Below are 15,812 nucleotides of genomic sequence, written 5' to 3' on the forward strand. Positions count from 1 at the left end.
GACGCGGCTTTGAGCCCAGCTCCTATGCTCTTATCTCATGAGTTATCTCGCTATCGTCGAACGCTTCGTCTCGCACCACTTTCCGCACGCGAGTGTCGCGCTGCTCGCGGGAAGCACGGCTCGCGGAACGAGGACCTCGACCAGCGACATCGACCTTCTCCTTCTCGGTGAAGAGATCTTCGCCGACGACCGCACGAGTCTGGCGGCGGCGTACCGCTTCGAGGACGAGATCTTTGAGGTCTTCGCGTATACCGAAGCGGGCTTCACGGTCTGGGCGAACCGCGGGTTCGAACAGCATCGACCAGTGATTGTCCAGATGCTTATTGATGGGATCGCTGTCCGTGGCGCAACCGAACACGAGAGGTACAAACACGAGTGGTCTTGCAAATACGAGGCTGGGCCGACCCTTGACCCTACGGAAGCAACGTTCCGTCGCTACGTCATAACGGACTTGCTGGATGACTATCGAGACGCAACCGACCCGGTTGAACGTCACATACTTGCGGCCCTCCTCTACGAGAAAACGGCTGAACTCATACTGCTCTCGAACTCGCGTTGGATCGGCGCGGGCAAGTACCTCCCGCGACGGCTCACAGAGTTCGATCCAGATCGCGCTTCCGCTTTGTCCATTCCCCTAACGGAGAGTCAGCACGATCGTTTTGCGACTCAGATCGAGATCGAACTCGACCGTGCTGGAGGTCGCGTTCAGGAGGGCTTCCAGCGATAGCTCATCGCGCTGCTGCCGCGCCGACGCCGAACGCGCTTTCGTGGCCCGGTATCCGCGGGCGGTGAGGAACCCCACCTCGGCCTGCCGCAACACACGGCACACGAGCTCGACCCCGAAACGACCACGCATCTTGTCGACGAACGCGATCATCTCTACGAGGGGCGGCCGAGCTCGGTCGCGAAAAACATGCTCGTTGACCGGAGGATCTCGTTCACCTTCTCCAACTCGGCGATCTGCTTCTTCAACCGCATACTCGACATCAACAAGCAGACGCACCTCATCCCCGAGGCCGTCGACGCCGCCCAAGAAGCACTCCTCATCGGACGATAATCGACGCGGGAACCACGACACTTATCGCCGCAAGTCACAGGGGAAGTGCGACACGCCGAGCGTCGCCCCGCCGTAACCCCCTGCCGAAACGTTAGGGCGCCGAAACGGGTGGTGTATGGGTTTCGGCGCAGGTTCTGCCGACCGCCAACCATCCGTATTCGGGGTCTGGATGTGCGCGCGTTTTGACCGTCGTCCTGCATGAGTCGGCCTGACGATCTGACTTTCCTCGCGACCGCAGCTGGCTTCATTGCCACTCCGAAGGGAGGCGGCCCCCAGCACTCTGCTTTAGATCGGACTCAGTCCGGCTCAGCCTCGGGTAGTCCGATGTAAAGCATCTAGTCCGATCTAAAGCCGCAAGTCACAAGATCGGGGTTGACATCCCCTTCCCTCAGGCATAACGTACAACCAAATGGTTGCACAAAGAGAACTGAGCGAAGCGGAGGTCGACCGTGTGTTCCACGCATTGGCGACGTCGACCCGACGCGACATCCTGCGTCGGACGATCGAGCGGGAGCAGTCCGTCTCGACCCTCGCCTCCGAATACGACATGTCGTTCGCCGCGGTGCAGAAGCACGTGGCCGTGCTCGAAGCGGCGGATCTCATCGTCAAGCGCGCCGAGGGACGCGAGCGGCTCGTCCGCGCGAACCCCGAGATGATCGCCCGCGCCAGGGCGCTCCTCGCCCGATACGAAGAGCTGTGGCGGTCGCGCATCGCCCGCCTCGACGAGCTGCTGGCCGAGCCGCCGGCACCCCGCAGCGACACGACCGGCAACAGCACCGCAAGCACCGACACAGAAGATCCACGAACCGAAGAAGGAGTCTGACAATGCCTGTCACCGACGTCACCACCGACGAAGAGAACCTGACGATGACCGTCGTCGCCGATCTGGCGGCACCCGTCGAGCGCGTCTGGGACGCGTACTCCGACCCGCGCCAGCTCGAGCGCTTCTGGGGTCCTCCCGGATGGCCCGCGACCTTCACCGCCTGGGATCACACGGTCGGAGGCAAGGCGAACTACACGATGAACGGCCCCCGGGGCGAGAAGGCCTCGGGCACGTGGGAGTTCCTGCGCATCGACGCTCCGCACAGCTTCGAGGTGCTCGACGCGTTCGCCGACGAAGACGGCACGCCCGACGCCGACCTGCCCTCCATGCGCATGGTCTTCACGTTCGAGTCGACGGCCGACGGCACGCGCATGGTCAACACGAGCTACTTCGCCTCCGCTGAGGCGCTCGAGCAGGTCGTGGCGATGGGCGCCGTCGAGGGCACGACGCTCGCGATGAGCCAGCTCGACGCGGTGCTGCAGGACCTCCGTGACTACGCGCAGGGCAAGGGCACCCGGGTGGAGCTGCTCGACGACGTGCACGTGCGCATCACGCGTCTGGTCGAAGGGCCCCGAGACCTGGTCTGGCGCGCCCACAACGAGCCCGAGCTCATGAAGAAGTGGCTGCTCGGACCCGACGGGTGGGAGATGACCGAGTGCGTCGTCGCGACCGAGGTCGGCCAGACCTATCGCAACTCGTGGGCGCCGGTGGGAGACACCGAGGGGCAGCCGTTCGGCTTCGAAGGCGAGGCGCTGCTGATCGACGCCCCCCGGCGGTCGGTGCAGACCGAGAGGATGATCGGGATGCCGGTCGAGACGCTGAACGATCTGAACCTCTACGAGGAAGACGGCGCGACCCTCATCACCCTCTACATCGAGTACCCCGACAAGGAGACGCGAGACATGATCCTCGCCACCGGCATGGCCGACGGCATGGAGGCCTCGTACGACCGACTCGAGCGGGAGCTGCTCACGGTCTGACGGTCACGACTCCGCTCAGCAGGGGAGGCGGTTCTCTCGAGAATCGCCTCCTCTTCCGCTGTACTGCCTGCATCCGTGCGGAGTCGTGGACGACGACCGAGGCGTCCGGTTCAGGATGCGGACGAATCGGAACCCGTGCGGCGGGTAGCGCGGGTCGACCAGATCGCCAGGGCGATGAGCACCGGCTGGAAGAACAGCCGCACGAAGCGCTTCGTGTCGGTGTCGAGGCCGAACGCGTCGCGATGCTCCACCCACTGGGCGATGTTGCCCGGGAAGACCGCGACGAAGAACAGCGCGGCGAGCACGCCGACCAACCCGCGCCGCTTACGAGCCACCAGCAGGGCCGCACCGAGGCCGACCTCGACGACACCCGAGGCGAGCACCGTCACGTCGGGGTCCAGCGGCACCCAGTCGGGCACCTGCGCCTGGAACTCCTCGCGCGCGAACGTCAGGTGAGAGACGCCGGCGAAGAGGAGGAAGGAGCCGAGGAAGATCCGGCCGATGGTGCGTGCGACATTCTTCTTCGACATGGTGCGAGTGTACGCGGGCGGAGTCGACGCGCCGCCTCAGATCAGGCGGCGCAGGGCCTCTTCGAGCGAGATGCCCTGCGCTTCAGCGCTGTCGCGCAGGCGGGCGTGCTCATCGGCGGTGAGCGCCAGACGCACCACGATCGGGTCGTCGACGGGGGCGTCGAGGCCGTCGAGCAGGTCGGATGCCTCGGCCCAGAGGGGCTCGGCGACCGCCGTCGCGGTGGCGGCCGTCTTCGCGGGAGACGAAGGGGCCGCGGCCGCCGTCTTCGACGCGGGGGTCGACGCCGACGCGGCGATCGGTGCGGATGCCGCGGCCGCAGCGCCCGCATCCATCGCCATCGTGAATCCGGGTCCGCGGCGCGGCTCCTGCTTCGCCTGGTAGGCCTTGGCCGCGGCGTTCGCACGCTCGTCGGCGGCCTCGTTGAGCGGGTGACCGGCGTGGCCCTTGACCCAGGAGAACTCGACATCGCGGCCGCGGATCGCCTCGTCGATGCCCTCGAGCAGGTCGCGGTTGAGCACGGGGCCGCCGTCGGACTTGCGCCAGCCCTTGCGCTTCCACCCCGGCATCCACTTGGTCACGGAGTCGATCACGTAGCGGCTGTCGCACTCGATCAGCAGCTTCTCGGAGATGCCTGCGGTCGCCTGCAGCAGCTCGAGCACGGCGCGCAGCTCACCCTGGTTGTTGGTGCCGTGCGGTGATCCGCCGGCGGCCCAGTTCGCGTCGTCGATGTACCAGGCCCAGCCGTTGGGGCCGGGGTTGCCCAGGGCGGAGCCGTCTGCGGCGGCGGTGATCGTCATCCCTCAACCGTAGCCGCGACCGACGACACTTCCCGGCCGGCCCCGTCTCTGTCGCATCGCTGAGACGACTCCGCCGAACCGGTGTGCGCGGTCATCGGGGCGCTGTGGACGGGTCAGTCGTCTTCGGCGGGGGGCGCGGGAGTGACGGGGAAGACGATCGAGGTCACCGAGCCGCCGGATTCGAGACCGATGCCGAGCGACAGCGGATCGACGGTGGGTGTCGTGGGGAGCACCTCGGCCTCGGAGCGTTCGAGCGGCTCCGAGGGCAGGGCCCACTCGTTCTCTTGCTCTTCGGGGCGCTGCTGGAAAAGACCCATGCGCACCATTCTGACCCCGATGGCCTCTCGATGACCGCCCGGCAGGTCGGATTCACACCGGATTGCCCGATTCGGGCGGATGCGGCGATCAGGCCGCGCGACGGAACGTGAAGTACCCCGCCACGGCTCCGTGATTGACCACACCCGTGCCGGTGCTCAGCATGCGCGCCGAGGTCGTCGCACCCGATTCGACGAAGGTGTAGCCGGTGTGCTCGAGACGCCAGCCGACGCCCTCGACCTCGCCGAGGAAGTACCCGACGCTCTCGTTGCTCGTGAACTGGTTGTCGGCCGACCCCCACGACGATGCCTCGCCGGTGAGTCGGCTCACCTCGACCTGCAGGTGCAGCAGAACGTCGCCGCGCGTGTGCGCGTCGCGGGCGACGGTGAGCAGCCGAGCCGCTTCGTCGGATGTCAGCATGATGCCTCCCTCGCGCCGACGCGGTGGTGTCGGCCCGATCTCAGGGTAGACGTCAGTCCGTCGCGGCGGCAGCCTTCGCCGTGGCGCGCACCGCGTCGACCAGTTCGCGCCAGGGACCCTCGAGCGCGGAATCGGGGAGCTCGCGCTCGCGCTTCTCCGACGGTGTGCGCACGCGGATCAGCCAGACGAACCGATCGGCGCCGGTCGACGGGTCGCCGTCGGCATCCCACGGGCAGCTGTCGATCATCGTGAGCCACTCGGGGGCGTCGGCCGGGTCGGGTTCGACCCGCCACTGGCGACGGATGCCGGCGATTCCGCCGGTGCGCACCACCGCGATGACGACCTGGCGGTCAGTCGGTGCGGGGGACTCGCTCATCTTCATAGACTCCCACGGTCGACCACGCGCGTCGAGCGGCTGTCGCGGTGGCGTCGTCGATGGCGGATGCCGCAGCGACCGTCGCATCGGCGAACTCGGTGAAGTTCGCGGTGCTCGACAGTCCGCCGGTGAGCGCCCGGTACCAGACCGTGCCCGCGGTCTCCCAGGCGTTGCCGCCGAGGTCGATCGCGAACAGCGCGAAGGCGCGGTTCGGGATGCCGGAGTTGATGTGCACGCCGCCGTTGTCTTCGGTCGTGCGCACGAAGTCGCTCATGTGGGCAGGCTGCGGATCTTTGCCGAGCTCGTCGTCGTCGTATGCCGTGCCCGGCTCGATCATCGACCGGAGGGCCTTGCCCTGCACCGCATCCGTGAAGATCTCCGCCCCGATGAGCCAGGTCGCGTCGGTCGCGGCCTGCCCGAGCAGATACTGCTCGGTGAGTGCGCCGAAGACGTCGGCGATCGACTCGTTCAGGGCGCCCGGCTGCCCCTGGTACTCGAGGTTGGCGGTGTACTGCACGACGCCGTGCGCGAGCTCGTGCCCGATGACCGTGGTCGATGAGGTGAAGCCGACGAAGACCTCGCCGTCGCCGTCGCCGAACACCATGCGCTCTCCGTCCCAGAACGCGTTGTCGTAGTCGACCCCGTAGTGCACGGTCGCGTCGAGCGGGGCGCCGGCATCGTCGAGGGAGTTGCGACCGAACGCCGTGAGCAACATCTCGAAGGTCGCCCCGAGGCCGTCGAAGGCCTGGTTCACCGAGTCGTCGGCGACGGGCTCGTCGTCTTCGCCGCGCACGACGACGCCCGGGAGGTTCTGCGTGTTGCCCGCGTCGCTGATCGTGCGGTTGGGGGCGTCGGAGAGTTCTGCGACCAGATCGCCGTTCTCGTCGATGGAGAGGTCGATCCGCGCGCGGAACGGCGGTCGCCCCGCCGTCAGGGTCTGCCGGGCGGCGGCCGCGGCACCCGGGTAGCGGCCCGACTCGGCCAGTCGCGCGAGCAGGTAGGAAGGGACGATTCCGCGGTGTTCGATGTGGCTGCTCATGTTCCGACCATACGCCGGGGGTCCGACGTTGAGGAGGGGGCGATCCGGGGCGTCGTCACGGGAGGATCTCTCCGCGTCGGGCGGAGGAAGGCTCGGTATTCGGCCTCCCGACGGCGTGAAGGCCGCCCGTCGCGGAGGTTCGGCGCGCCACCCGCCCGGCACCCGCGCGCCACCCGCACGGAGGTCACGCGGCGAGCGGCGACATCCCAGAATCCTCGCGTAAAATCAGCCCAATGACCGATGCTTCCTCCGACGCTGCACCCGACCTCGGACCCGGCATCGACCCCGACGACCTGGCGACCACGCTGCGCGTTCTCTCCGAGCTGCACCAGATCGACAACGAGCACCCCGACTTCGTCGCCGTGCGTCATGCGACCGCCGCGATGTTCAAGGCCGTCAAGCGCGTGCGCCGCAAGGAGATCCGCGATGCGATCGCCGAGGCCGACAAGGCCGTCGTCGCCCGCACCGCCACGGGCGCCCCCGACCGCATCGACGATGAGACCCGCGGCCAGGACCTGGCGACCAGCGTCGTCGACGCCCCGATCGCCGGCGAGCTGCTCAAGCCCCGCAACTGCTACATCTGCAAGCAGCCGTACACGGTGGTCGACGCCTTCTACCACCAGCTCTGCCCCGACTGCGCCCGCTTCAGCCACGGCAAGCGCAACGCCCGCACCGACCTCACCGGCAAGCGCGCGCTGCTCACCGGAGGGCGCGCGAAGATCGGCATGCACATCGCCCTGCGGCTGCTGCGCGACGGCGCCCACACGACGATCACCACGCGATTCCCCCGCGACGCGGTGCGCCGGTTCTCGGCGCTGCCCGACTCGGCCGACTGGCTGCACCGCCTGCGCGTGGTCGGCATCGACCTGCGTGACCCCGCTCAGGTGATCGGGCTCGCCGACTCCGTCGCGGCGCAGGGCCCGCTCGACATCCTCATCAACAACGCGGCGCAGACCGTGCGCCGCTCGCCGGGGGCGTACTCGCTGCTGGCGGATGCCGAGCTGCAGCCGCTTCCCGACGGGCCCCTGCCCGAGATGGAGACCTTCGGACACACCGCCGACCCGCATCCGCAGGCGCTGCAGGCATCGGTCGATGCCCACCCGCTGCTGTCGGTCGCGGCTCTCGGCGGCACGGTCGCCGAGCAGGGCGGCCAGGCGCTGACCGCCGAAGACCTCGCGCGGCTCGCGATGGCTCCCGGGTCGTCGTCACTCGAGAAGCACGCCGACGGCACCGCGATCGACGCCGGGGGACTGGTGCCCGACGTCAACCGCGTCAACAGCTGGGTGCAGTCGATCGATCAGGTCGATCCCCTCGAGATGCTCGAGGTGCAGCTCGCGAACACCACCGCGCCGTTCCTGCTGATCAGCCGCCTGCGCGCCTCGATGGCCGCATCGTCGTCGCGCCGCAAGTACGTGGTCAACGTCTCGGCCATGGAGGGGCAGTTCTCACGCCGCTACAAGGGGCCGGGGCACCCGCACACGAACATGGCGAAGGCCGCGCTGAACATGCTGACGCGCACGAGCGCGGGCGAGATGCTCGAGACCGACGGCATCCTGATGACCGCGGTCGACACGGGCTGGATCACCGACGAGCGTCCGCACTACACGAAGGTGCGCCTGGCGGAAGAGGGCTTCCATGCCCCGCTCGACCTCGTCGACGGAGCCGCCCGCGTGTACGACCCGATCGTCCGCGGCGAGGCGGGCGAAGACGTGCAGGGTGTGTTCCTGAAGGACTACGAGCCCAGCCCCTGGTGAGCCGTCGCGGCTGAACATCCCGCTGACGATCCTTCGGGCGGCTGGCTGAACGGGGGCGTCAGCGTGCGCGGATCTCGAGGTTCTCTGACGCCCAGGTGCCGAGCTGATCGAGGATCGGGAGCAGACCGCGGCCGCTGTCGGTGAGCGAGTACGCGACCGTGACGGGCGGGCCGGCGTCGACGGCACGAGCCACGAGACCTGCGTCGCCGAGCTCGGCGAGCCGGTCGGAGAGCACGGTGTCGCTGATGCCGACGACCGCGCGGCGCAGGGCGACGAACGTCGAGGGGCCGCCGCCGAGCGACGAGACGATCATGCCGTTCCAGCGTTTGCCGAGCACGCTGAAGGCCAGTGTGACGGCGGCGTCGCACACATGACGTTCTTCGTCGATCTCGGACATGACTCCAGTGTACCTGTGCTACGTTAACCCCAGCCGCTAAGAAAAACAGAGCGACTAGGAAAAAAACCCCAGACCGAAAGGTACGGTCATGTCCCTGTTCCGCCTGGATGCCAGCATCCTCCCCGCGTCGTCCGCCAGCCGCTCGCTCGCCGACCTGGTCGAAGCCGAGTGGACCGCATCCCACCCGGACTCGACCGTGATCCGCCGCGACCTCGCCGCCGACCCTGTGCCCGCGACGGCCTGGGCGGATGCCGTGACCGGCGGCTTCGTCGACGAGGCGCAGCGCACCGACGCCCAGCGCGACGCGCGTGCCCTCGGCGCCACCTTCGCCGACGAGCTCATCGGCGCCGACGCGCTGCTGTTCGCCGTGCCGCTGTACAACTACGGCGTCTCGCAGCACTTCAAGACCTGGTTCGACCTGGCCTACACCGACCCGCGCATCGACCCGCAGGGCACCGCGCTGCGTGGCAAGCCCGCGACTCTCGTCACCGTGCTCGGCGGCAACTACGCCCCCGGAACGCCGAAGGAGGGCTGGGACCACTCCACCGCCTGGCTGCGCCGCGTGCTCGAAGACGTCTGGGGCCTCGACCTGCGCATCGTCGAGCGTCCGTTCACCCTCGTGGGCGTGAACCCGGCTCTCGACGCCTTCGCCGACACCGCCCGCGAGCTCAAGGAGAACGCCGAGCAGTCGGCGCGCACCTACGGCCGCGAGCTCGCCGCGCTGCGAGGCGACCGGGTCGCCTGAACCCGGTCGGACCCCGCTCGACTCACACGCCGCCCGGCGGGCGGGGGTGCGGATGCGGCAACCACACCGTCACGTTCAGCCCGCCCCCCTGGCGCGCAGTGAGCACGAGCGATCCGTCGTGCGCCAGGGCGATGCGCTGCGCGATCGCCAGGCCCAGGCCGACACCGGCGTGATCGTCGCCGCGCGTGCGCTCGGACCCGCGCTGGAAGGGCTCCGCGAGCACGGCCACCCGGTCAGTCGGCAGCACGCTCCCGGTGTTCTCGACCACGAGGGCGACGGCCTCGGGCCGAGAGTGCGTGCGCACGACCACGGTGCCGCCCTCAGGGCGGTTGTGCACGATCGCGTTGTGCACGAGGTTGGTGATCAGCTGCTGCAGAAGCGCCGACGACCCGAGCACCACGGCCTCGCTCCCGCCGACGTCGATCGAGACACCACGGCGCTCGGCCAGAGGCAGCAGCGTCTCGGCAGATTCCTCGGTGAGCAGCGACACGTCGACCGGCTGCTTCGTGAAGGCACGGCGGTCGGCGCGACTGAGCATGAGCAGCGCCTCGGTCAGCTCGATCGCCCGGGCGTTGACCTCGTGCAGCCGGTCGATCAGCGCGTCGACGTCGCGGTCGGGGTCGTTGCGGGCGACCTCGAGCAGGGTCTGCGAGATCGCCAGCGGCGTGCGCAGCTCGTGCGAGGCGTTGGCCGCGAACCGCTGCTGCTCGGCGATGTGCGCCTCGAGCTGTTCGAGCATCGAGTCGAAGACGTCGGCCAGATCGCGGAACTCGTCTCGCGGCCCCTCGAGCGCGACCCGGTGCGACAGCGACCCCTGAGCGGCGAGCTGCGCGGCGCGGCCGATGCGGTCCAGCGGCGCCAGCATGCGTCCGGCGATGATCCACCCGCCGGCCAGGCCGAGCGCGAGCAGCACGAGCATCGCCGCGGCGGCGGCCGGGATGAACGCACGGATCAGGTCGGACCGGTTCGGCACGAACAGGCCGCTCTCGGTGGAGAACTGCACATCGGGCACATACCGCAGCAGGTAGAAGGCGACCGCGACGAGCAGTCCGATCCCGGTCACGACGACCACGGCCGCATAGCTCAGGGTGAGCTTGCCGCGGGCGCTCATGCCGCGCCGTCGGGGCGGACGGGTCGGGTCAGCCATCGGCATCCGCTCCGATGCGGTACCCGACACCCGGCACCGTGAGGATGAGTCCGGGTTCTCCCAGCCGCTTGCGCAGCGATGAGACCGTGATGCGCACGGCGTTCGTGAACGGGTCGGCGTTCTCGTCCCACGCGCGCTCGAGCAGCTCCTCGGCGCTGACCACTCCGCCGTCGGCGTCGATGAGAACCTCGAGCACCGCGAACTGCTTGCGCGTGAGGGCGACATACCGTCCGTCGCGGAAGACCTCGCGGCGGAACGGATCGAGCCGTAGCCCCGCCACCTCGAGCACGGGCGGGCGCGCCCGCTGGCGTCGGCGGTCGAGGGCGCGCAGGCGCAGCACCAGCTCCCGCAGCTCGAACGGCTTGGTCAGGTAGTCGTCCGCGCCGATCTCGAATCCGCTCGCCTTGTCGTCGAGGCGGTCGGCGGCCGTGAGCATGAGGATCGGGATGCCGCTGCCGGACGCCACGATCGACCGGGCCACGTCGTCGCCCGAGGGACCGGGGATGTCGCGGTCGAGCACGGCCAGATCGTAGGAGTTGATGCGGAGCAGCTCGAGAGCCGTGTCGCCGTCGCCGGCGATGTCGGCCGCGATCGCCTCGAGGCGCAGCCCGTCGCGCACGGCCTCCGCCAGGTACGGCTCGTCCTCGACGATCAGCACGCGCACGGCAGGACTCCCATGTGCTCAGAGCTTACGCATCCGCGCATATCGGGAGCGTATGCAAAAGCGCATACGCCCTCGCAACAGGCCCCCTTCTTGACTGGGCACATGAACTCACGCACTGCCTTCACCCGTCCCGGCGTCGTCGCGGCCGTCGCCGTCCTGATGCTCATGGGGCTCATCGTCGGATCCCTCGTGCTGCTCGGGCAGCAGTCGGATGCGGTCGCGGCGCCGCCCGTCACGCGCGAGGCACTCGGCGATGCCGACGGGGTCATCCGCGCCGAGGGGGCCGTGTCGGTGTTCGACGACGTGCCCGCTGTCTCGAACCTCGACTCCGACCTGCTCGCGGCCGTGCGCGCCGCGGCCGACGCCGCCGCGCAGGACGGCGTGCCCATGCACGTCAACAGCGGATGGCGCTCGGCCGCGTACCAGCAGGTGCTGCAGCAGGAGGCGGTGGAGCAGTACGGGTCTGCCGAGGAGGCCGCGCGCTGGGTCGCGACGCCGGAGAACTCCGAGCACGTCTCGGGCGATGCGGTCGATCTCGGCCCGCTCACGGCGCAGGACTGGCTCGCGCAGCGCGGCGCCGAGTTCGGCCTCTGCCAGATCTACGCGAACGAGCGCTGGCACTTCGAGCTGCGACCGGCGGCCGCGGCGAACGGCTGCCCGGTCATGTACGACAACCCGACGACCGACCCGAGGACCCAGCGCTGAGTCCGCGAGAGGCGGTCGTCAGAGCCGGTCGACGCCCGTGACCGTGACGACGGCCGCGCCCTCCTCATCGGAGGCGGCGAGATCGACCGTGGCCGAGATGCCCCAGTCGTGATCTCCCGCGGGGTCGTCGAGGATCTGACGCACGGTCCACTCGGTGGCGCCCTCGGTGAGGAGGAGCAGCTGCGAACTGCGCGCGTTCGCCCCGGTGAGGATCTCGTCGTGGTCGGCGAAGTAGCCGTCGAGCGCGTCGGACCAGGCATCCGCGCCGAAGGACGGATCCAGCTCCGCGAGGGCGGCGACGTCTTCGCGGGCCGCGAGCTGCACCCGACGGAACAGCTCGTTGCGCACGAGCGTGCGGAAGGCGCGCACGTTCGAGGTCAGGCGCTTCGGGGCGGGCGGGACGATCGGCTCGTCGTCGGGGTCCTGCAGCACTCCGTTCACGAGCTCCTCCCACTCGTCGAGCAGGCTCGAGTCGACCTGGCGCACGAGCTCGCCGAGCCACTCGATCAGGTCGCGCAGATCTTCGTCCTTCAGCTCTTCGGGGATCGTCTGCGAGGCCGCGCGATAGGCGTCGGAGAGGTAGCGCAGCACCACCCCCTCGGAGCGCGCGATCTTGTAGAACGCGACGTATTCCCCGAACGACATGGCCCGCTCGTACATGTCGCGCACGACCGATTTCGGATGCAGTTCGAAGTCGCGGATCCACGGCTGCGCGGCGCTGAACGTCTCGAACGCGGCCGTCAGCAGCTCGTCGAGCGGCTTCGGATACGTGATCTCCTCGAGCAGCTCCATGCGCTCGTCGTACTCGATGCCCTCGCGCTTCATGGCGGCGACGGCCTCGCCGCGCGCCTGGAACTCCTGCTGGCCGAGGATGGCTCGCGGGTCGTCGAGCGTCGATTCGACGATCGAGATCATGTCGAGGGCGTACGAGCCGGTTCCCGTGCCCGCGGCCGGGTCGGGGTCGAGCAGCTCGAATGCCGCGAGGGCGAACGGCGACAGCGGCTGGTTCAGGGCGAAGTTCGGCTGCAGATCGACCGTGAGGCGGATCTCCCCGTCATCCGTCTGCTCGACGACGCCCGATTCGAGCAGCGTGCGGTAGATGCCGATCGCGCGCAGCGCGAGCTCGCGCTGCCTCTTGCGCGGCTCTTGGTTGTCATATACCAGCGCACGCATATTTCCGAAGACGTCGCCGCCCCGGCCGATCACGTTGAGCATCATCGCGCTCGTGATCTGCATGTGCGAGGTCAGCGTCTCGGGCTCGGCGTCGATCAGCTTGCGGAACGACGGCTCGCCCCACGACACGAACCCGTCCGGCGCCTTCTTGCGGATGATCTTGCGCTTCTTCTTCGGGTCGTCGCCCGCCTTCTTGACGGCCGCGATGTTCTCGCTCTCGTGCTCCGGCGCCTGCGCGACGACGGTGCCGGCGGTGTCGAAGCCCGCTCGCCCCGCGCGGCCCGCGATCTGGTGGAACTCGCGGGCGCTGAGCTGTCGCATCCGGGTGCCGTCGAACTTGGTGAGAGCGGTGAAGAGCACGGTGCGGATGGGCACGTTGATGCCGACGCCGAGGGTGTCGGTGCCGCAGATCACGCGCAGCAGGCCCCGCTGGGCGAGCTGCTCGACGAGGCGCCGGTACTTCGGCAGCATCCCCGCGTGGTGCACGCCGATGCCCGCGCGGAGGAACCGCGAGAGGGTCTTGCCGAACGCGGTGGTGAAGCGGAATCCGCCGATCAGCGCCGCGATCTCGTCGCGCTGCTCGCGGGTGGCGACCTTCGTGCTCGACAGCGCCTGTGCCCGCTCCATCGCGGCCGCCTGCGAGAAGTGCACGACGTAGACCGGCGCCTGGCCGGTCGCGAGCAGGTCGTCGATCGTCTCGTGGATCGGCGTCGTCTCATAGAAGAAGTGCAGGGGCACCGGACGCTCGACGCCCGTGACGGATGCCGTGTCGCGGCCGGTTCTGCGCGTCAGATCGCTCGAGAGCTGCGACACGTCGCCGAGCGTCGCCGACATGAGGATGAACTGCGCCTGCGGCAGCTCGAGCAGCGGCACCTGCCACGCCCACCCGCGGTCGGGGTCGGCGTAGAAGTGGAACTCGTCCATCACGACCTGGTGCACCGCGGCCTCCGTGCCCTGGCGCAGGGCGAGGTTCGCGAGGATCTCGGCGGTGCAGCAGATGATCGGAGCATCCGGGTTGACCGAGGAGTCGCCCGTGATCATGCCGACGTTCGCGGCGCCGAACACGTCGACGAGAGAGAAGAACTTCTCGCTCACGAGCGCCTTGATGGGGGCCGTGTAATACGAGCGGCGGCCCTCGACCAGGGCGGCGAAGTGGGCGCCCACCGCGACGAGCGACTTGCCGGTGCCGGTGGGGGTCGACAGGATCAGGTTGTTGCCCGAGACGATCTCGATGACCGCCTCGTCCTGCGCCGGGTAGAGGCTGATTCCCGTCGACTCCGCCCATTCCACGAACGCCGTGTACACGGCATCCGCATCGGATCCGTCGGTCAGCGTGGTCGGGTCGAGGATCGCAGGCATGGTCTGTCGATCATCCCACCTCGTTCCGCGTTCGAATCGCGCGAATGACCCGATGTGCCGTGAAGATGCGGTCAGTTGCGTGATTCGAAAGGCCGAGACTCAGACCGAGGTCGCGGCGCGCAGCGCGATGCGGATCATGTCGCCGAAGGTCTGCTCGCGCTCCTGCGCGGTCGTCTCCTCGCTCGTGACGATGTGGTCGGACACGGTGCAGATCGCGAGGGCGCGGCGTCCGTGGAACGCGGCGAGGGTGTACAGGCCCGCCGCCTCCATCTCGACCCCGAGCGCGCCGTGCTTCACGAACGGCTCGGTGAGCTCGGGGCGGGTGCTGTAGAACTGGTCGCTCGAGAAGAGCAGCCCGACGTGCACGGCCGAGTCCAGCGGCTCGGCCTCGCTCGCCTCGACGGCCGCACGCAGCAGCCCGAAGTCGGCGACGGGGGCGTAGTCGAGACCGTGGAAGCGCACCCGGTTGATGCCCGAATCCGTGCAGGCGCCGTTCGCGATGATGATGTCTCGGACCTTCAGCTTCTCGGTCAGCGCACCGCAGGACCCGACGCGCACGATGGTCTGCACGCCATACTCCTCGAACAGCTCGCTGGCATAGATCGCCATCGAGGGCTGGCCCATCCCCGACCCCTGCACCGAGATGCGGTGGCCCTCCCACGTGCCGGTGTAGCCGAGCATGCCGCGGGTCTCGGAGTACAGCTCGGCGTCGTCGAGGAAGGTCTCGGCGATCCACTTCGCTCGCAGCGGGTCGCCGGGGAACAGGACGATGGGGGCGATCTGACCGGGCGCTGCGGCGATGTGCGTGCTCATGCACTCAGCGTACTGACGCCGCCGATGGGGGAACCGAGGAGGATGCTCAGCCCTCGCGACGCCGCACGATCTCGCCGATCCACGCGGGCGCGAAGGGCGAGGTGCAGCCGGGCGCGGTGGGGTAGTCGGCCAGCACCTGCAGGCGTTCGCCGATCTCCAGAGCCCTGGCGCGCAGCTCCGGGTGGAAGATGCCGATGTTCGCGAGCGTCTCGTTCATCGACCACTGCAACCGCTTCGGAGCATCCTTCAGGTCGCGTTCGATCAGGTCGAGCAGGTGGTCGAGGTCGAGGCCGTCGGCGTCCTTCGCGACGCGCACGGTCGTGAGCGACCAGGCCGCGGCGGCCACGGTCGGGTCGGCGTCGTCGAACCAGCGCAGACGCAGCTCCTCGGCGAGCGGTGACTTCTTGGCCACGTAGTTCACGAACCAGTCGTTGACCTTGGGAGGGCGGGTCTCTCGCAGCATCGCGTCGAGCTCGTCGGCGGTGAACCCGCGGGGCCTGCAGATCAGCAGCGCGAGAAGGCGCGGGCCGGTCTCGCCCGTCGCCCAGAGCTCCTTCGCGAGGCGCTGATCCGTCTTGATGCGCTTGGCCACCCCGCGGAGACGGCTGAGGTTCATGCCGTGATCGTCGCCGCGCTTCTCGTTCGCGGCGCGCATCTTCGGATCCTCGATCGCGGCCAGCTCGGCCAGGGCTTCGGCGACGGTCATGTCGGACATGT

Annotated in this window: 19 protein-coding genes; 7 read left to right on the forward strand and 12 right to left on the reverse strand. The window is 68.9% G+C overall.

Annotated elements, in window-relative coordinates; translation table 11 throughout:
- Positions 1 to 37 precede the first annotated feature (37 nt).
- The 4 genes from HWD99_RS14175 to HWD99_RS14190 all read left to right on the forward strand — a co-directional run bounded on the left by HWD99_RS14175 (position 38) and on the right by HWD99_RS14190 (position 2,860).
- Positions 38 to 727, forward strand: coding sequence for a nucleotidyltransferase domain-containing protein (locus tag HWD99_RS14175; protein WP_153244294.1), 690 nt, complete (start codon positions 38 to 40; stop codon positions 725 to 727).
- A 186-nt stretch (positions 728 to 913) separates the two neighbouring features.
- On the forward strand, positions 914 to 1,057 hold the full coding sequence (locus HWD99_RS14180) for a hypothetical protein (protein ID WP_241796841.1): 144 nt from the start codon (positions 914 to 916) through the stop codon (positions 1,055 to 1,057).
- 409 nt (positions 1,058 to 1,466) lie between these two features.
- Positions 1,467 to 1,880 carry a helix-turn-helix transcriptional regulator gene (locus tag HWD99_RS14185; protein WP_241796842.1) on the forward strand — a complete coding sequence of 138 codons (414 nt, stop codon included), beginning with the start codon at positions 1,467 to 1,469 and terminating at the stop codon, positions 1,878 to 1,880.
- A gap of 2 nt (positions 1,881 to 1,882) precedes the next feature.
- The gene (locus HWD99_RS14190) at positions 1,883 to 2,860 is read left to right on the forward strand and encodes an SRPBCC family protein (RefSeq protein WP_241796843.1); all 978 of its coding nucleotides are present in this window, start codon (positions 1,883 to 1,885) and stop codon (positions 2,858 to 2,860) included.
- A 110-nt stretch (positions 2,861 to 2,970) separates the two neighbouring features.
- Here HWD99_RS14190 and HWD99_RS14195 read toward each other — a convergent pair whose 3' ends face one another.
- From HWD99_RS14195 to HWD99_RS14220, 6 genes are all read right to left on the reverse strand, one after another.
- A complete protein-coding gene (locus tag HWD99_RS14195; protein WP_241796844.1) occupies positions 2,971 to 3,390 on the reverse strand; it encodes a DoxX family membrane protein in 420 nt (139 codons plus the stop codon).
- Positions 3,391 to 3,426: 36 nt separating this feature from the next.
- Positions 3,427 to 4,188, reverse strand: coding sequence for a ribonuclease H (locus HWD99_RS18725; protein ID WP_308220736.1), 762 nt, complete (start codon positions 4,186 to 4,188; stop codon positions 3,427 to 3,429).
- 113 nt (positions 4,189 to 4,301) lie between these two features.
- Positions 4,302 to 4,505 carry a hypothetical protein gene (locus tag HWD99_RS14205; RefSeq protein ID WP_241796845.1) on the reverse strand — a complete coding sequence of 68 codons (204 nt, stop codon included), beginning with the start codon at positions 4,503 to 4,505 and terminating at the stop codon, positions 4,302 to 4,304.
- A gap of 88 nt (positions 4,506 to 4,593) precedes the next feature.
- Entirely contained in the window at positions 4,594 to 4,923 is a 330-nt protein-coding gene (locus HWD99_RS14210; protein ID WP_241796846.1) for a hypothetical protein, read from the reverse strand.
- Positions 4,924 to 4,975: 52 nt separating this feature from the next.
- The gene (locus HWD99_RS14215; protein WP_241796847.1) at positions 4,976 to 5,299 is read right to left on the reverse strand and encodes a protealysin inhibitor emfourin; all 324 of its coding nucleotides are present in this window, start codon (positions 5,297 to 5,299) and stop codon (positions 4,976 to 4,978) included.
- Complete coding sequence (locus HWD99_RS14220) at positions 5,274 to 6,338, reverse strand: M4 family metallopeptidase (protein WP_241796848.1); 1,065 nt, start codon at positions 6,336 to 6,338, stop codon at positions 5,274 to 5,276. Before HWD99_RS14220 ends, HWD99_RS14215 begins: the two co-directional genes overlap by 26 nt.
- Positions 6,339 to 6,571: 233 nt before the next feature.
- Between HWD99_RS14220 and HWD99_RS14225 the strand changes: the two genes are divergently transcribed.
- Complete coding sequence (locus HWD99_RS14225) at positions 6,572 to 8,092, forward strand: SDR family NAD(P)-dependent oxidoreductase (RefSeq protein ID WP_241796849.1); 1,521 nt, start codon at positions 6,572 to 6,574, stop codon at positions 8,090 to 8,092.
- Between the two features lie 58 nt (positions 8,093 to 8,150).
- On the opposite strand, the gene HWD99_RS14230 is transcribed toward HWD99_RS14225, so the two are convergent.
- A complete protein-coding gene (locus HWD99_RS14230) occupies positions 8,151 to 8,489 on the reverse strand; it encodes a helix-turn-helix domain-containing protein (RefSeq protein WP_241796850.1) in 339 nt (112 codons plus the stop codon).
- Positions 8,490 to 8,577: 88 nt separating this feature from the next.
- Here HWD99_RS14230 and HWD99_RS14235 point away from each other — a divergent pair, with 88 nt between their 5' ends.
- Positions 8,578 to 9,234, forward strand: a complete 657-nt coding sequence (locus tag HWD99_RS14235; protein WP_241796851.1) for an FMN-dependent NADH-azoreductase — start codon at positions 8,578 to 8,580, stop codon at positions 9,232 to 9,234.
- Positions 9,235 to 9,256: 22 nt separating this feature from the next.
- Here the strand turns inward: HWD99_RS14235 and HWD99_RS14240 are convergent, their stop codons facing one another.
- Both HWD99_RS14240 and HWD99_RS14245 read right to left on the reverse strand, forming a co-directional pair.
- Positions 9,257 to 10,345, reverse strand: coding sequence for a HAMP domain-containing sensor histidine kinase (locus tag HWD99_RS14240; protein ID WP_308220740.1), 1,089 nt, complete (start codon positions 10,343 to 10,345; stop codon positions 9,257 to 9,259).
- Between the two features lie 28 nt (positions 10,346 to 10,373).
- Positions 10,374 to 11,045, reverse strand: coding sequence for a response regulator transcription factor (locus tag HWD99_RS14245; protein ID WP_241796853.1), 672 nt, complete (start codon positions 11,043 to 11,045; stop codon positions 10,374 to 10,376).
- A gap of 102 nt (positions 11,046 to 11,147) precedes the next feature.
- Between HWD99_RS14245 and HWD99_RS14250 the strand changes: the two genes are divergently transcribed.
- Positions 11,148 to 11,750 carry a M15 family metallopeptidase gene (locus tag HWD99_RS14250; protein WP_241796854.1) on the forward strand — a complete coding sequence of 201 codons (603 nt, stop codon included), beginning with the start codon at positions 11,148 to 11,150 and terminating at the stop codon, positions 11,748 to 11,750.
- Between the two features lie 18 nt (positions 11,751 to 11,768).
- Here HWD99_RS14250 and HWD99_RS14255 read toward each other — a convergent pair whose 3' ends face one another.
- The 3 genes from HWD99_RS14255 to HWD99_RS14265 all read right to left on the reverse strand — a co-directional run bounded on the left by HWD99_RS14255 (position 11,769) and on the right by HWD99_RS14265 (position 15,810).
- Positions 11,769 to 14,282 carry an RNA helicase gene (locus tag HWD99_RS14255; protein WP_241796855.1) on the reverse strand — a complete coding sequence of 838 codons (2,514 nt, stop codon included), beginning with the start codon at positions 14,280 to 14,282 and terminating at the stop codon, positions 11,769 to 11,771.
- Between the two features lie 99 nt (positions 14,283 to 14,381).
- Positions 14,382 to 15,095 carry a purine-nucleoside phosphorylase gene (gene deoD / locus HWD99_RS14260; RefSeq protein WP_241796856.1) on the reverse strand — a complete coding sequence of 238 codons (714 nt, stop codon included), beginning with the start codon at positions 15,093 to 15,095 and terminating at the stop codon, positions 14,382 to 14,384.
- A gap of 46 nt (positions 15,096 to 15,141) precedes the next feature.
- Positions 15,142 to 15,810 (reverse strand): DNA alkylation repair protein, encoded by a 669-nt coding sequence (locus HWD99_RS14265; RefSeq protein ID WP_241796857.1) that lies wholly within the window; start codon positions 15,808 to 15,810, stop codon positions 15,142 to 15,144.
- Positions 15,811 to 15,812: the final 2 nt, after the last annotated feature.

It is taken from the genome of Microbacterium sp. C5A9 (assembly GCF_022627955.1).
GTDB lineage: Bacteria > Actinomycetota > Actinomycetes > Actinomycetales > Microbacteriaceae > Microbacterium.

Bases quoted from the DNA above. Each gene is read 5' to 3' on its own strand.
- HWD99_RS14175 (WP_153244294.1), top strand. From the start codon at position 38: ATGAGTTATCTCGCTATCGTCGAACGCTTCGTCTCGCACCACTTTCCG.
- HWD99_RS14180 (WP_241796841.1), top strand. From the start codon at position 914: ATGCTCGTTGACCGGAGGATCTCGTTCACCTTCTCCAACTCGGCGATC.
- HWD99_RS14185 (WP_241796842.1), top strand. From the start codon at position 1,467: ATGGTTGCACAAAGAGAACTGAGCGAAGCGGAGGTCGACCGTGTGTTC.
- HWD99_RS14190 (WP_241796843.1), top strand. From the start codon at position 1,883: ATGCCTGTCACCGACGTCACCACCGACGAAGAGAACCTGACGATGACC.
- HWD99_RS14195 (WP_241796844.1), bottom strand. From the start codon at position 3,390: ATGTCGAAGAAGAATGTCGCACGCACCATCGGCCGGATCTTCCTCGGC.
- HWD99_RS18725 (WP_308220736.1), bottom strand. From the start codon at position 4,188: ATGACGATCACCGCCGCCGCAGACGGCTCCGCCCTGGGCAACCCCGGC.
- HWD99_RS14205 (WP_241796845.1), bottom strand. From the start codon at position 4,505: ATGGGTCTTTTCCAGCAGCGCCCCGAAGAGCAAGAGAACGAGTGGGCC.
- HWD99_RS14210 (WP_241796846.1), bottom strand. From the start codon at position 4,923: ATGCTGACATCCGACGAAGCGGCTCGGCTGCTCACCGTCGCCCGCGAC.
- HWD99_RS14215 (WP_241796847.1), bottom strand. From the start codon at position 5,299: ATGAGCGAGTCCCCCGCACCGACTGACCGCCAGGTCGTCATCGCGGTG.
- HWD99_RS14220 (WP_241796848.1), bottom strand. From the start codon at position 6,338: ATGAGCAGCCACATCGAACACCGCGGAATCGTCCCTTCCTACCTGCTC.
- HWD99_RS14225 (WP_241796849.1), top strand. From the start codon at position 6,572: ATGACCGATGCTTCCTCCGACGCTGCACCCGACCTCGGACCCGGCATC.
- HWD99_RS14230 (WP_241796850.1), bottom strand. From the start codon at position 8,489: ATGTCCGAGATCGACGAAGAACGTCATGTGTGCGACGCCGCCGTCACA.
- HWD99_RS14235 (WP_241796851.1), top strand. From the start codon at position 8,578: ATGTCCCTGTTCCGCCTGGATGCCAGCATCCTCCCCGCGTCGTCCGCC.
- HWD99_RS14240 (WP_308220740.1), bottom strand. From the start codon at position 10,345: ATGAGCGCCCGCGGCAAGCTCACCCTGAGCTATGCGGCCGTGGTCGTC.
- HWD99_RS14250 (WP_241796854.1), top strand. From the start codon at position 11,148: ATGAACTCACGCACTGCCTTCACCCGTCCCGGCGTCGTCGCGGCCGTC.
- HWD99_RS14255 (WP_241796855.1), bottom strand. From the start codon at position 14,282: ATGCCTGCGATCCTCGACCCGACCACGCTGACCGACGGATCCGATGCG.
- deoD (WP_241796856.1), bottom strand. From the start codon at position 15,095: ATGAGCACGCACATCGCCGCAGCGCCCGGTCAGATCGCCCCCATCGTC.
- HWD99_RS14265 (WP_241796857.1), bottom strand. From the start codon at position 15,810: ATGTCCGACATGACCGTCGCCGAAGCCCTGGCCGAGCTGGCCGCGATC.